This window comes from Colwellia sp. PAMC 20917 (assembly GCF_001767295.1).
Classification (GTDB): Bacteria; Pseudomonadota; Gammaproteobacteria; order Enterobacterales; family Alteromonadaceae; genus Colwellia_A.
The window spans coordinates 2,261,647-2,277,304 of record NZ_CP014944.1; the positions used below are offsets into that span (position 1 = coordinate 2,261,647).

Annotated in this window: 9 protein-coding genes; 6 read left to right on the forward strand and 3 right to left on the reverse strand. The window is 38.9% G+C overall.

Going from position 1 to position 15,658, the window contains the following annotated elements:
- Window positions 1-17: 17 nt before the first annotated feature.
- A complete protein-coding gene (locus A3Q34_RS09780; RefSeq protein WP_070375188.1) occupies window positions 18-1,973 on the reverse strand; it encodes a BCCT family transporter in 1,956 nt (651 codons plus the stop codon).
- Between the two features lie 255 nt (window positions 1,974-2,228).
- Here A3Q34_RS09780 and A3Q34_RS09785 point away from each other — a divergent pair, with 255 nt between their 5' ends.
- From A3Q34_RS09785 to A3Q34_RS09795, 3 genes are all read left to right on the forward strand, one after another.
- Entirely contained in the window at window positions 2,229-4,883 is a 2,655-nt protein-coding gene (locus A3Q34_RS09785) for a TonB-dependent receptor (RefSeq protein WP_070375189.1), read from the forward strand.
- Between the two features lie 130 nt (window positions 4,884-5,013).
- Window positions 5,014-7,023 (forward strand): tetratricopeptide repeat-containing sulfotransferase family protein, encoded by a 2,010-nt coding sequence (locus tag A3Q34_RS09790; protein WP_070375190.1) that lies wholly within the window; start codon window positions 5,014-5,016, stop codon window positions 7,021-7,023.
- Window positions 7,024-7,141: 118 nt separating this feature from the next.
- On the forward strand, window positions 7,142-8,179 hold the full coding sequence (locus tag A3Q34_RS09795; RefSeq protein WP_070375191.1) for a GGDEF domain-containing protein: 1,038 nt from the start codon (window positions 7,142-7,144) through the stop codon (window positions 8,177-8,179).
- A 75-nt stretch (window positions 8,180-8,254) separates the two neighbouring features.
- Here A3Q34_RS09795 and A3Q34_RS09800 read toward each other — a convergent pair whose 3' ends face one another.
- Window positions 8,255-10,660: an ATP-binding protein gene (locus A3Q34_RS09800; protein WP_070375192.1), complete on the reverse strand. Its 2,406-nt coding sequence runs from the start codon at window positions 10,658-10,660 to the stop codon at window positions 8,255-8,257.
- Window positions 10,661-10,665: 5 nt separating this feature from the next.
- Window positions 10,666-11,649 (reverse strand): ABC transporter substrate-binding protein, encoded by a 984-nt coding sequence (locus A3Q34_RS09805; RefSeq protein WP_070375193.1) that lies wholly within the window; start codon window positions 11,647-11,649, stop codon window positions 10,666-10,668.
- Window positions 11,650-11,875: 226 nt separating this feature from the next.
- On the opposite strand from A3Q34_RS09805, the gene A3Q34_RS09810 reads away from it, so the two are divergent.
- The 3 genes from A3Q34_RS09810 to A3Q34_RS09820 all read left to right on the forward strand — a co-directional run bounded on the left by A3Q34_RS09810 (window position 11,876) and on the right by A3Q34_RS09820 (window position 15,635).
- On the forward strand, window positions 11,876-12,343 hold the full coding sequence (locus A3Q34_RS09810) for a (2Fe-2S)-binding protein (RefSeq protein WP_070375194.1): 468 nt from the start codon (window positions 11,876-11,878) through the stop codon (window positions 12,341-12,343).
- Between the two features lies 1 nt (window position 12,344).
- Entirely contained in the window at window positions 12,345-14,522 is a 2,178-nt protein-coding gene (locus A3Q34_RS09815; protein ID WP_070375195.1) for a xanthine dehydrogenase family protein molybdopterin-binding subunit, read from the forward strand.
- 90 nt (window positions 14,523-14,612) lie between these two features.
- The gene (locus A3Q34_RS09820; RefSeq protein ID WP_070375196.1) at window positions 14,613-15,635 is read left to right on the forward strand and encodes an XdhC family protein; all 1,023 of its coding nucleotides are present in this window, start codon (window positions 14,613-14,615) and stop codon (window positions 15,633-15,635) included.
- Window positions 15,636-15,658 lie beyond the last annotated feature (23 nt).

The window sequence follows — 15,658 nt, forward strand, 5'->3', positions numbered from 1 at the left end:
ACCCGAGCTGTTCTCTATTAGCGTAACAAATGTAAGAAATGCAAATGCTTGTGGTATTGATCAATAATATTATTGATCACTGCCGTTTTCGACCAGCCCATAATGTCATAGTCTTGCCCACCTTCGCCCAAGTGAACTTCAGCACGATAATAACTTTGCTCATCTTCCGCTTCATTGGCTTCAATAACATAGTCAGGTTGAGAGTACTTACGAGCTAACACCCGATAAACAAACTCTTGTGCTTCTCCATGATCAACAATTAACGTCAACCCATCGTCATGTGAGATTTCAACATTGATTTGATTGGCTTGTAGCTCTTTAGCGACGGAATCAAATGCTGGAACGACTGTCTGCGTAACAAACTTACTGACATTAGCTTTGTTGGGGAAATCGACAACATTCTTTAAGCGCATTTGCCAACTATCACTATTTTCATTACCTGAGTATGGTATTGCTGTGATTAGCTGACTATCCTGCTTAAAAGCTTCAACCCTTAACGATTTAATCAAGCCTGCAATGGCGAGCAATAATACGATAGTAAAAGGTAGAGCACTGGCAATAGTCATGGTTTGGAGGGCATTAAGACCACCAGCCAATAATAATATTGCTGCAACGATACCAATACCTACCGCCCAATAAACACGTTGCCATAGCGGCGTATCATTTTTGCCATGCGAGCAAAGCATATCAACGACCATAGCGCCTGAATCACAGGAGGTGACAAAAAATATCACAATCATTAAGACACTAAAGAATGACAACACCGAAGATAATGGGAAGTTTTCAAGAAAGACAAATAAGGCAACGGATGAGTCTTTACTGACCATCTCACCTAATTCGACAATGCCTTGATTATAAACCAAATCAATCGCACTATTACCAAAAATAGTCATCCAAAATAAAGTGAATACCGTGGGTATTAACATAACGCCGATAATGAATTCTCTGATAGTACGGCCACGTGAAATTCTGGCAATAAACAAACCCACAAAAGGTGCCCACGCCAACCACCAACCCCAATAGAATATTGTCCAGCCACCTATCCAGTCAGTCTTTTTGTAAGCGAATAAATTAAAGGTGTTATGAACAATATCGGCTAAATAATCACCAATATTTTGTAAATAGGCTTGTAATAAAAAGACTGTTGGACCGAGTACAAAAATCAAAAATAACAAGATTACCGCTAAAACCATGTTGGTTTCAGAGAGTATTTTAATGCCCTTATCTAGCCCTGTGGCCACAGATATAACCGCAAGTGACGTGATACCAAACATAATAATTATTTGATTAGTGACTGAGACTTCAATACCGAACAAATAACCAAAACCCGCATTAACTTGTGAGGCACCTAAGCCCAGCGAAGTAGCGACACCAAAGACCGTACTCACCACAGCAAAAATGTCGACCAAATGTCCTGGCCATTTATATATTCTGTCCCCAATCAAAGGATATAGCGCAGAGCGTAACGTTAATGGTAAATTATGACGATAACTAAAATAGGCTAATACTAAGGCAACAATCGCATAGATAGCCCAGGCATGAAGTCCCCAATGAAAAAATGTCATTTTCATTGCTTCTTGCACGGCTTCAACCGTACCTGTTTCTGCTGTTGGTGGTGACAAATAGTGCATTAAGGGTTCTGCGACACCAAAAAACATTAAGCCAATGCCCATTCCAGCAGCAAAGAGCATCGACAACCAAGAGACTAAGGTGTAATCAGGTGTTGAATGATCTGGACCTAAGCGAATATCGCCATAACGAGAAACGCCTAAAAAGATAACAAAAAAGAAGATGAATGCGACTGTCAGTACATAGAACCAACTACCATTTTCAATAATACTCGTTTGAATAAGTGTGAATAAACTTTGCGCCTGTTGAGGTAGTGCAGCGGTAAAAACTAACAAGGCAATAATAATAGCGGAGGCACTGCCAAATACCTTCTTGTTTAATTGACTCTTAACGGTTGTAGGCAAATTCTTCCCCTGATTTTAATTAGTATTGATATTATATCGACTTAAGCCATGCTGTAAACAATTCTGTATACAACACAAGAAAATTTAAAGACGAACAAATGCCCTATTAGAAACACAAATACACCAACTAATATATAAAGATTTGTAAAAATTATCTATAAGTCCTATTTTTTGTTAAGCTATGCGTGAATAAATATAGTTAGAACTCTAATAATATCAACTCAAAACATAATCAAATACCAAGGGATACTTAATATGAAATTCACTAAGTTGCATTATGCTGTGCTTACAGCACTAGCTGCATCGAGCGCTCTCTCTGCTGAGGAAGTCACAAAGCAACAAAAAGCAACGATAGAAGTTATTGAAGTTACTGCAACTAAACGCACTGAATCTATTCAAGATGTTCCTGTTACCGTTACCGCCTTAACGGGTGCTAGTTTAGAAAAACTTGGGGTGTCAAATTTTGACGAATATGTAGAATTTTTACCTAATGTTGTTTTTCAGGGCACGGGCCCTGGACAGAATGAAATATATATCCGTGGCGCAGCTACCGCACAAACAAACATATCTGTTTCGTCAGTACAGGCATTGCAACCGTCAGTTGCTTTTTACTTAGACGAACAACCCGTTTCTATGCAAGGACGTAACTTAGATGTTTACGCGACTGATGTTGAACGTATAGAAGTTTTACCTGGGCCACAAGGCACACTTTTTGGTGCTAGCTCGCAATCGGGCACAGTTCGCTTGATTACCAAAAAACCAAACCATGATGGTTTTTCTGCCGGTTTTGATACCAGCACAAGTACCACGAAAGGTGGTGATTTAAGTAATTCTGTTGAAGCTTATTTCAATATGTCTTTAACGGATTCACTTGCTGTTCGTGTTGCTACTTACAATGATCACCAAGGCGGTTGGATAGATAATATTCGCAATGTCCCTGGTCAAGGTGGTTACAACGGTAGTGCCGTAGTTATTGATAGAATTTCAGCTAATTTTGCTAAATTAGCTGATCCAGAAAACACTCCAACTACCGCACCACAAAACGATGCTTTAGTAGAAGACGACTTTAACACTGCCAATTATGCTGGTGCACGTTTTGGTGCCTCATACTTGATCAATGACGAATGGAACCTTTTAGTTCAACACACTCAACAGTCTCTCGATACTGAAGGTGTGTTTTCTTATGATCCAAATCTTGAAGGTCAAACATCAACAAACCGTTTTGTACCAGAAAATAACAATGATGATTTTGGTTTAACCACCTGGACATTAGAAGGTCGCCTTGAGCAACTTGATATTGTCTATACCGGTGGTTACTTAGACAGAGATATTAATTCAACGATTGATTACACCGGTTATACCAATGGTGGTCAATTCTCGGCTTATTATGTTTGTAACTATGCAAGTGCACCTGAAGCGCAAGAGTGTCTTGACCCAACTAAGTATTACAAAGAAGAGACAAGTACTTCTCGTATGACTCATGAGCTACGTTTCAATACGCCTGCTGATAAAAACTGGCGTGTTACGGCTGGTGTTTTTTATGACACGCAAGAAGTATCATCAGTGGGTCAATTTAAAATAGCCAATACTGAACTTTTTCCTGATTTACAAAGAACACTTGTTGGTAGTGAAGGTATTAACAGTAATGGTGGGCCTTTCCCTGCTGAAGTCAGTTTTGTTAATGATGTTACCCACACGATAGATCAAGTGGCCGTATTTGGTCAGCTAGCTTATGACATAACCGACACAGTTACTGCAAGTTTTGGTGCACGTTGGTATCAAATTGATGACATTTATAAAGGGTCGACAACAACCGCTGATGTAAGTGGTCGTTTACGTGCCTTTGGTGACGGAAGTGACACTGCCTTAAACGAATTTTTTGGTGAAGAAGAAGCAACTGCCATTAAAGAGGCTATTGCCAGCGGTCAGTTAGAAACAAGTTTACTTGACAATAGTGGTAAATTAACCGTAGATGATACGATTATCAAAGCCTCTGTTGATTGGAAAGTAACGGACGATGTGATGGTCTTTGCCTCATATTCAGAAGGTTTTAGACCGCCGGTTACTAACCGTGTAGGTGGTGGTGCTGCTGCAAACCAGGAAGGCGCTTTTGAAGGTTTCCGTATACCTGTATACTCAACTACCGATAGCTTAGACAACATTGAAGTTGGTTTTAAATCAACCTTGTTTGACCAATCATTACGCTTTAATGCCACAGCATATTATTCAAAAATATCTGATCTACAGACCTCACGCTATGACCCAACCAATATCAGTTTCTTAGTATTTACTGATAACGTAGGTGATGCAGAGATCAAAGGTATTGATGGTGATTTTAGTTGGGTAGTGACTGACAACTTAGTTATCTCGGGCGCGTTCAGCTTAATTGATACTGAATTAACATCAGTTAATGATGTACTTGACGGCATTGCACCAAGTGTTGGTAGTAGATTACCTTATTCAGCTAAATTTTCAGGCAACCTACAAGCAGAATATTACTATAATATCTCTGGCGATTTAACCGGTTATATTAACGGTTCAATTAGTTATACCGGCGAAAGACTTGCGGGTATGGCGATGGATGCTTACATGGTCGAAGATGCGACTAATTTAGTTTATGGCACAGGTTCAGGTTTAAGTATTCAAAAAGAAGCTGATGTTTATAAAGGTGTTAACTATCAAAGTAGTAACGGAGAAACCTTTGCCGGTGGTCGTTACATCCAAGATAGTTACGTTTTGGCCAACTTAAGCTTTGGTGTGACTAACGACGAATGGAAAGCAGAAGTTTTTATCGATAACTTAACTGATAAAAGTGCCATTCTATACGTAGATACACAACAATATACGCCAAAAGTTGTTTCTAACAGACCTCGTACTGTAGGTTTTAGATTCTCGTATGATTTTTATTAAGCGTTAATGTTAATTAACTTTTAACTAAAAACTAAATAAAGCCGCTTGAACTTTGTATCAAGCGGCTTTTTATTGATAGAGTATCTCATCAGAGCAAGACCACTTGTTAACCTGCCTTGGAGCAAAATCGTTGAACAACAAAACTGTCCCCCCGATTGAAACACACTTAAAGTCGATTCAAACCTTAATTCAAACGGCAAAATTTAACGAAGCGATTTCACAAAGTAAAGCACTGCAACAACAAGTTACCGAACAGCAAGACCACATTGAATTATGGTATTTAATGGCTATCGCCCAGCGCTATAGCAAAGAATTTACCCAAGCACTCACCAGTATTAGCGCGTTACTTAAACTTGATGCCCTGCACAGCCGAGCAAATCAAGAACAAGGTTATACGCACTTGGCCTTAAACAAGGTTAAGCAAGCTAAATTATCCTTTGAAAAAGCCGTGCAACTTAATCCAAGTTTAGTGGGTAGTTGGCATGAGCTGATTCAACTTTATCGACAAGACGGCCAACAAGAACACGTGCAAAAGGCTGCTAATCATCTTGAAAAATTGAAAAAACTACCACCGGCTTTACTGGCGGTTACCGAATTAATGTATGAAGGGAAATTATTAAAGGCTGAGCAAATTTGTCGACATTTTTTACAGAATAACAAACGTCATGTCGATGGCATGTGTCTACTTGCTGAAATAGGTATGGAGCTAAAAGTTTATGACGATGCTGAATTTTTACTGGCTAGCGCCCTTGAATTAGCCCCTGATCATATTCATGCACGCTCTCAATATCTAAACCTTCTTATCCGTTTAGGAAAATATAAAGCCGCAGAGCAGCAGGTTGAAATATTACTACTGACACAACCAGACAATCTTAGCTATAAGATAGCCAAAGCCAATACATTGACCGGCTTAGGTAAAATAGAACAAGCTATTACTTTGTTTGAGCAAGCCATCAGACAAGATAACAAGATCCCCGGTTTCTATTTACAACTTGGTCATGCGCTAAAAGCTCAAGGCGATATCAAAAAAGCGGTTGCTGCTTACCAAAAAGCTTATCAATTAAACCCCAGCTACGGTGATGCATTTTGGAGTTTAGCCAATACGAAAACCTACCGCTTTAGTGATGAAGAAATCACCAAAATGCAACACCAGCGCACGGATGAGAATTTGGCGATAACCGACAAAGTGCAATTACATTTTGCTACCGGTAAAGCCTTTGAAGACAGAGAAGACTATCAGCAAGCCTTTGAAGCTTATCAGCAAGGTAATGAATTACAGCATGCTAGCAATGGCTTTGACATTAATAAAATAGAACAACAAGTCGCTGAACAAATAAAATACTGTACTCGCGAGTTATTTGAAGTTCGTCGCAATTTAGGCCTTAACTCACCTGATCCTATTTTTATTGTTGGTTTGCCCCGTGCAGGTTCAACCCTGCTTGAACAAATACTGGCTTCACACAGCCAAGTTGATGGGACTATGGAACTGCACAATATTTTAGGCTTAGCGTCGAGGTTACGTGGGCGCGAGAATAATAAAAATGATCAGGAAAGTCATAAAGAAAGCCAATACCCCAAAAATTTAGCTGAAATTAATCCGACATATTTTAAACGCTTCGGTCAACAGTTTATTGATGAAACACGTGTCTATCGTGAACAGGCACCACTTTTTATTGATAAAATGCCTAACAACTTTTTACACATAGGTTTGATTAAATTAATACTGCCAAACGCGAAAATTATTGACGCAAGACGCCAACCAATGGCTTGTTGCTTTAGTGGTTTTAAGCAATTATTTGCCGAAGGACAAGATTTTAGTTACCGCCTTGAAGACATTGGTCGTTACTACCAGGCTTATCTGAAATTAATGGCTCATTGGCAGCAAGTACTGCCAGGATTTGTTTTAACGGTTAATCACGAAGATGTTGTTGATGACTTAGAAAAGCAGGTCAGAAGAATACTTGATTTTTGTGGCTTAAGCTTTGAACAATCGTGTGTTGATTTTCATAAAACCAAACGCACCATTAAAACCCCAAGCTCTGAGCAAGTCCGTCAGCCAATTTACAAAAGTGCTACCGAGCAATGGCGTCACTTTGAACCTTACTTAGCGCCATTAAAAAAAGTATTAAACATCGAATAACCTGTTGTTATTAAGAGATTAGTAAATATTTAAAACCATTATACAAACTGTTATAGTGAACAAATAAACAGCGAAATAACACCTTCGCTAAAAAAGGATTTTGTGAGAACAAGCTAAAATGAACCACTTTGATAACGAAAAATTTCATCAACCTCATGTCATTTCATTATTTGCATTAGTGGGTATGTCGATAACGGCTGTTATGGGGATTGTTGGTCTTTTTAACAAAAATTTTGTTTTAGCGATATCGTTATTCATCGCCAGCTTTATTTATTTCATCGGTTATTACGCCTACAAAAAATTTAACAATGTTAAATTAAGCTCCGCAATTATTCTATATTCTTTATATATATTAATGTTTTATCTTATATATACTGGTGGCGTTGAGAATACAGGTCCATTATGGGTGTTTATTGTTGCTCCTGTTTCAGTATTTGTTCATGGCCTAAAACGTGGCCTGATAGATCTGATGTTCTTTGTAATAATATCTATCGGGATCATGAGTATACCAGCGGAAATTATTTCTCATGCTGCCTACAGTACTGAATTTAAATTACGCTTGTTATACTCTTTTTTAACCGTGACTTTTCTTTCTGCTCTATATGAATATTCAAGAGATCAATCTTATCAGCACACCTTAAAATTAAGTGAAAAATATCAACGCTTGGCGCATTTAGATCCCCTAACCCAATTATCTAATCGCCGTGCTGCGCTTACTCTTTTAAAACGAGAACAAGCACGTGTCATTCGAAGTAAAGAATCTTTATCTATTATTTTATGTGACATTGACCACTTTAAAAAAATTAATGATAAGTACGGTCATAATGCGGGTGATGCAGTATTAATTGAGTTAGCAAAAATATTTACCAATGGTATGAGGGAGCAAGATTGTATTGCTCGTTGGGGTGGAGAAGAGTTTTTATTTATTTTACCGCAAACCCAAGCTGAAAGTGCCCATGTTTTAGCAGAAAAAATCCAAGAAAAACTCCAACACCATATCGTTCATTATGAAGGCCATGATATTAATGTCAGGATGAGTATGGGCATTGAGCAATTCAAAGACAACCAAACCATTGATGAAATGATAAATTGTGCCGATAAGCAGCTTTACCAAGCGAAAAATGCTGGCAGAAATCAAATTTTTCCAAAATTTTAAATTTACTATCTTATCGCAAGGTAATCAAAGGATTATAGCGCCAGATCAGCATAGCTTAAAGTCGGAATATGCCCATCATACAATGTATTTAGTACAAGCCTCGTAAAGCTCTTGTAGTTGTACAGGTTTGCTTAGCACGCGGTCAAAGCCTATCTCTTTATATAACTCAACATCTTCACTCATAACATTTGCCGTTATCGCAACAATTGGAATATTAGAGCTTGCTCTAATAATTTTACAGGCTTCAACGCCATCCATTACCGGCATTTGAATATCCATAAAGATAACCTTAGGATGATGAGTTTTAAACAGTTCAATACATTCAGCGCCATTTTTCGCCATTAATATATTGGCACTGGTTGGCGCCATTAACTTATTAAATATGGTGCGATTAATGGCCGTATCCTCAGCAAGTAGAATAGTGATGTTATTTAATTGCGGTGTCGCCAAAAGTGCTTTTTCTTTCAATATTTTCTGTTTATTCGTTCGAGTCAAAGGTAAAGAAATAACGAAGCAACTCCCTTCACCTAGCTTGCTTTGCACCTCTATATTACCCCCCATCATTTTAGCTAAATTCAAAGCGATATTAACACCTAAACCTGTGCCACCATATTTTCTGGTCGTCGACTTATCTGCTTGTTCAAAACGGTCAAAAATACTGTTCAATGCATATTCAGACATGCCTATGCCTGTGTCGATCACCTTAATAACGACTTCTTGTGAGCCACTAATATTAATATTTACACTGCCATGATGAGTAAACTTAAGTGCATTAGAGATAATATTAATCAAGACCTGTTTTACTCTCGTTACATCACCTAGCCAATATTGATGAAAATGATCATCATAATTCAATGCTAATGTGATTGAATTTTCGACCGCTATGGGTTTAAATTCATTATAAAGATTGTTGAGCAGTTCCTTTAAATCAAAAGAATTGGCCTCAAATTCTATTTTGCCGGCCTCAATTTTAGAAAAATCCAAAATATCATTCAAAATGGTTAACAAGCTTTTACAAGATGACAATCCGGTTAAAATAATTTCATGCGACTCTTCATTATCGACAGAGTTTTGTAAAATCTGCAGCGAGCCAAAGATACCGTTCATTGGAGTACGTATTTCGTGACTCATGTTTGCTAGAAACTGTGATTTATAATTACTTACCCTTTCTAATTCTGACGCTTTTTGTTCAATTTCTTGATATGAACGTTCAAGTTCCAAGGTACGTTTTTTTACTTGAAACTCCAAATATTGTTGATTATCAAGCTGAGTAAAAATTAGCACCAAAAGTTGAGTCAAGGTTTCTATATATGAGTGATCAGCCAAAGATAGTGGAGTTTCTTTTAATAAGCCTAGAGTGATAACACCCAATACTTGGTTTTTTGACATAAAGGGGACAACAAGCTCAGACGACATCTCATTTTTCACCATAAAGGCCTTTGCTGCTAACGCTTGATATTTTACAGGCAGTTGATCAGTGGTATCTTCACTACATTTAATAAAATGAAGTAATGAATGGCCTTTTACCACTTCAGCGCTTAATTGATAATTTACATGAGTAAATTCATTGGCACTTTTAGTGATCCGATTCAAATAAGTAATTGTTAACTGACTAGATTGCAAGGTGTCGACACCTTTATGTAAGAACTGTACATACTGCTTAAATAACGCTTCTTTGTCATTTACCTGCATCATTTCTTGGGCACTTAACAGTAATTGTTCCAGATAATTATTTGCATGATTAAGTGCAAAGGCACTTGCTTTGATCTCTTGAAGGGAACCGTTAAGGCGTAAAGCCATATGATTAAAACTATCGGCAAGTACATGTAATTCATTTCGTTTAGGAGAGTCTATTTTTAACTTAAAGTCATCTAAATCATCAACATTTAATTTTTCTACGGCATGGCTAAATTCTTCAATGGGTTTAATTAACATGGGTCTTACTAACCAAAGAAATATCCCCCAAAGCGCCAGTGTTTTAATAATTGAGTTAATAATTATTAGCGTAAAGCCGGTACTTAACTTACTCAGTATGACATCTCTATCTGAATAGAATACACCAACACCCACCAATGAATTTTCATCTTCACGACGATATTCAATATCAAAATAATGATCGATTAAAAAATCAACCGCAATGATTTCGTTAGCGGCAAGATGAACATCACTTTTTCGTTGAGCAATAATATTATTATTTGTATCAAATATTTGCACCGATGTTATCGAAGGCAGTTTAATAACGCCATCGATTATGGTATTTATGCGGTCTTCGTCAAGATCCCACAGAGCATCAGATAAAGGCTTTTCGTAAGTCGATTGATAAAGCGCGAGATCATTTTTAATCATTTGTTTTACATTAAAATATTCTATTGTCATATGCGTCAAAGTGACAAGAATCGCGACAATAATATAAATAGAAAAAACACCACGCAGTAGAGTAAAACCAATGGAATTATTAATTGAAATTTTATTTTTTTTCACTCGAGTTAACCTGTTTTTTTATTTGTTATTTGGCACGACGGTGAAATCCAAGACTGCCAAAGCTGTTGATTGTCTGCCAGCCATTGTGTTGCCGCTTGTTGATAGGTCGATTTGTTTACATCTACTTCGTACGCCAACTTAGCTAACATTGCGTTGCTAAAGTTAATTTTAGTGAGTGTTTCAAATGCGCACGGCCATTTTATTGGCATTTCATGCCAAGCGACTTTTTTTAACCAACCATCGGTAGGATTTCCGCAATCGTGCAAAAAATTCTTATTTTCGCCCCATTCAGGTTTTGTTTCACAGTCAGGATGGTAACGTGGAAACTCAACAAATTGACCTTTATATTTTGCTTCAATCCAATTAGGTGTCCAATTAAATAACACTATGGGTTGCTTATTGCGTATCGCTTTATCGAGTACTTCCCAAAGCTCATCACTATTGTTAGCAGTAACTACTTTAAAATTAAGGTCTAGTGCTCTTATTTTCGCCCCATCGGGTTTCTCCCAAGGTCCTCCAAGGTAGCGTCCCCTCGGTGAGGTTTCTTTAGTTTCAAATAAGTGCGCACAACTATTTAGCGCCCGCCAAGAGGGTAAACCCGGACAGAGGTCTAGCACATAATCAGGGAACCACCATTCTTCACGCGTTGTCGCATCATGAGAACCTGCATCGATAATGCCACCTTCATCTATCATGCGGGTATACATTTTCTCCATGGTGCCTTGCCACACTTCCATTTGTACATGCGCTAAACCACGTTGCAGTGCCCCCCATTGAGCACCTGTGGTTTTTTTTGAAAAAATAACAGAGTAGCCCATGCCCTCAAATAATTCGCCTGCAATATGAGATAAAACCAACTGACTTGTCCAATCGTTTAAGACAATTTTTATCGGTTCGTCATTACGAAGGGTCTGCGCTTGTGAGGAAGTAAACGTCAGTAGGTTAAAAATAATAAATAACAACAGTATGAATTTTTTCTTGCAATACATGTGAGCCCTAGAGTTTTGTTTTGTTTTGTTTTGTTTCAATATTGCATTAACTATAGACAGGTTTTCGATAAATTATAGGTAATAATTATGTGAAAACCTTACTTTTAGCACTGATAACAACACAATCGGTCTTTGGTCGTAGATATTTGATTGTTTACCGATTTTACTTTTGTGTAATAGGCCATATCAGGCTAATCTAGGATCACACAAAAATAGGATAGTACTTATGAAACAGTCGATGATAATCAACGGAAAAGCCCATGAAATTACGGTAGATGGTGATATGCCACTTTTATGGTTTCTTCGAGACAACTTGGAGTTCACTGGCACCAAATTCGGCTGTGGTAGTGGTTTGTGTGGTGCTTGTACCGTTCACGTTGATGGCCAAGCCATACGTTCATGTATTACTCCCGTAAGTACCTTGGTTGATAAAAAAATCACCACCATTGAAGGACTATCCGAAAAGGGTGACCATCCGTTACAAAAAGCTTGGTTAAATAATAATGTTCCCCAATGTGGATATTGTCAGGCCGGACAAATTATGAATGCGGCGAGCTTGTTAGCGGTTAATGCTTCCCCCACTGATGCTGAAATTGATACGGCAATGCAAGGTAACATTTGTCGTTGCGGTACCTACCAACGCATTAAAAAAGCCATCGTTGAAGCTGCTGACACGTTAAGTAAGGAGGTTTAGTATGACCATTTCAAACGTAAGCCGTCGTAATTTTTTAAAAACAGCCGGTTTAGCCACCGGTGGTTTAGTGATAAGTGTTGCTTTACCGATGAATGCCTTAGCAGAAAAGGGCATTATCAAAGACAGTGGTGGTGAACTTAACGCTTTTATTCACCTGGCTGAAAATGGCGATACTATTATCTATTGTGGCCGCTGCGAAATGGGCCAAGGAATTAGTACAGCCCTGCCTTCTGCTGTCGCTGATGAAATGGAAGCTGATTGGCAGCGTGTTACGGTAAAACAAGGTGACGCCGACGAAAAATATGGTCCGCAAGCAACAGGTGGCTCAGCGAGTATCCGCGTAATGTACCAGCCTATGCGTGAAGCTGGGGCGACAGCAAAAGCAATGTTAATTGCCGCAGCGGCAAAAGTGTGGAAAACCTCTCCTGAAAACTGCTTTGCCCAAGCACATTTTGTTATTAATAAAACCAATCAACAAAAACTCGCTTATGGTGAATTAGCAAGTATTGCCGCCAATATGCCAATACCTGAAAAACCTGTGCTTAAAAAGAAAAGTGACTTTAATTACATAGGTAAAGAATTACCTCGTCATGATCAGGCAGCAGTGGTGGTCGGTAAACGTATTTATGGTGTCGACACTAAACTACCCGGCTTAAAATATGCGGCCATGATCCATTGCCCTGTTTTAGGTGGCGCCTTGAAAAGCCTTGAGAAAACCGAGGCTTTAAAAATGAAAGGTGTTATTGACGTTATCGAAATTCCACGTTTTAATATCCCGTTTGGTTCTATTGGCGGTGTTGCCGTAGTAGCTGACAATAGCTGGACGGCACAACAAGCGGTGAAAAAGTTAAAAATAACTTGGGATTTAGGCGAAAATGCTATTTACGACACCAAAGAATATAAACAGCAACTGGTTAAAAATGTTGAAAAACCAGCAACGTTAGCTGCTGAACGTGGTGATATTGAAAAAGCGTTTGGCGCAGCAAAACATAAGATGTCAGCCACTTATACCGGAGGACATCTTTCACATGCACCGATGGAGCCTAATGCGAGTGTCGTATGGGTACAAAAAGACTCCTGTGAAGTATGGGCGTCAACACAAAGCCCTGCCGATATTCAAAAAGTATTAGGGCAATACTTAACACGCGAGCCAAAAGATATCGTGGTGCATGTAGCAATGGCCGGTGGTGCTTTTGGTCGTAAATTTAAGTGTGACTACGTTCATGAAGCCGCTGTTATTTCAGAAAAGACTGGCGTGCCAATTCAGCTGACGTGGACCCGCGAAGAAGATATGCGTACGGGCTATTATCACTCGATAAATGCCCAACATATTGAAGCATCTATGGACGACCAAGGAAACGTAACGGGTTGGTTACATCGCGCCGCCTTTCCGTCAATATCAACCTTATTTGACCCTTCGTTGGTTAGAACACCGGCGAATAGTTTAGAAGATATTACTAATCATTTATTTGGTATTGAGAATTGTCGTATCGAATCAGGTGATGCCAAAGCTCATACGCGTATTGGTTGGTACCGGGCAGTTTATGCTATTTTCTATGGCTTTGCTTTTAGTACCTTTGCCGACGAATTAGCGTACAAAGCAAATAAAGATCCTTTGTCTTTTGTTAATCAAATTTTTGATAACAATAATAATAAAGAACAGCAAGCAAACGTCAAACGAGCTAAAGATATTCTCGCCATTGCTGCTGAGAAATCAGGCTGGGAGAACCGTAAATCACTACCAAAAGGACAAGCTATTGGTTTAGCGGTGCATTATAGTTTTCAAAGTTTTGTTGCCATGGCAGTACATGTTGAAGTCAACGGTGATGATATTAAAGTATTAAATGTAGACTGTGCGATAGATTGTGGCCAAGTACTTAACCTTGATGGCGCAACCGCGCAAATGGAAGGTGCCGTTGTTATGGGCATGTCATTAGCATTAAGCACTGAGATAACCTTTAGAGAAGGTGCTGTGGTTAATTCAAATTTTCATGATTACCCCGTGATGCGTATTACCGATATGCCAAATGTTAGGGTTCATATTCCTGATTCAGATGAAAGCCCAACAGGATTAGGCGAACCCGGTGTTGCTCCTTTTGCACCCGCATTAAGCAATGCTGTCTTTGCCGCTTCAGGTAAGCGCTATAGAGATTTACCTTTTAAACCGATGTCAGTGTAAGGATTAAATGAACGTTTTATTGTTAATTTTTTTATATTGTTGTAGCAATTTCGAGCAACAACACGTATTGCTCAGCAAGGACTTTTTCCTATGAGCAATCATTTATCGCACTTATTAGCGCAATGGTACCCGCATCGAGATAACGCTGATTGGGTACTTGCTACTATTTACCAGACCGAAGGCCCGTGTTACCGAAAACCCGGAGCTATGATGTTATTTAGTAGCCAAGGTGATCAATTAGGTATGCTTAGTGGTGGCTGTTTAGAGTCAGATATCGGTGTTAATGCCAGAAAAGTTATGCAAACGAACAAGTCAATGTTGGTTTGCTATGATGGAACAGACGAAGATGATATGTCTTTTCATCTGGGTATTGGTTGTGGCGGCACGATTTATATAATGTTACAGCAAGTCAATAACGCTAATGACTATTTATCATTGGCGCAAGTCTACGATGCACTTAAGCATCGTATTTCTGGCTACCTTTATCAAAGTATTGTCAAGCAAGGCAATGATGCGCAAGCTTATTTTGAAGCGGCAAAAGTCACGAATATAGCGGCAACAGCGACATTAATTTCCTCCCCCTTAAATAACGATGACAAAACAAACTGGTTAGCAACGCCGATTGTACCCGAGCCTCACCTGCTAGTTGTTGGCGGAGGTATTGACGCGCGTCCACTGGTCAATATGGCTGAACAGCTAGGTTGGAAAGTATCGTTGTGGGATCCACGTCCCGCCAATGCTCGAAAAGAATATTTTTCAAATGTTAGCCATATTATAAAAGGCGAAGCCGAAGTACTGACCACCTTTGCTGCAGAAAAAGATGTTAACGCCGCCATATTAATGAGCCATAACGTCTCGATTGACGCACAAGCTCTAAAAGCTTTAGCTAACACCAATATTCAATACTTAGCTTTGCTTGGTCCAAACAATAGAAAGCAGCAAGTTATTACTCAGGCTGAAGTTGTCGAGCAATCCTTATCGTTTACATTCGCCGGCCCTGCGGGTCTTGAAATCGGTGGAACTTTGCCTGAGAGTATAGCCTTGTCGATACTTGCCGAATGCCATGCCAGCCTATTTAACAAAAGTGCTCAGTCAATTAGCCATGTACTTTAGTCGCCGCCATCGAACAATAACAC

What these genes read in the sequence shown, in the direction of transcription:
- A3Q34_RS09815 (WP_070375195.1), top strand. Translation starts at nt 12,345, where the DNA reads ATGACCATTTCAAACGTAAGCCGTCGTAATTTTTTAAAAACAGCCGGT.
- A3Q34_RS09820 (WP_070375196.1), top strand. Translation starts at nt 14,613, where the DNA reads ATGAGCAATCATTTATCGCACTTATTAGCGCAATGGTACCCGCATCGA.
- A3Q34_RS09805 (WP_070375193.1), bottom strand. Translation starts at nt 11,649, where the DNA reads ATGTATTGCAAGAAAAAATTCATACTGTTGTTATTTATTATTTTTAAC.
- A3Q34_RS09795 (WP_070375191.1), top strand. Translation starts at nt 7,142, where the DNA reads ATGAACCACTTTGATAACGAAAAATTTCATCAACCTCATGTCATTTCA.
- A3Q34_RS09810 (WP_070375194.1), top strand. Translation starts at nt 11,876, where the DNA reads ATGAAACAGTCGATGATAATCAACGGAAAAGCCCATGAAATTACGGTA.
- A3Q34_RS09785 (WP_070375189.1), top strand. Translation starts at nt 2,229, where the DNA reads ATGAAATTCACTAAGTTGCATTATGCTGTGCTTACAGCACTAGCTGCA.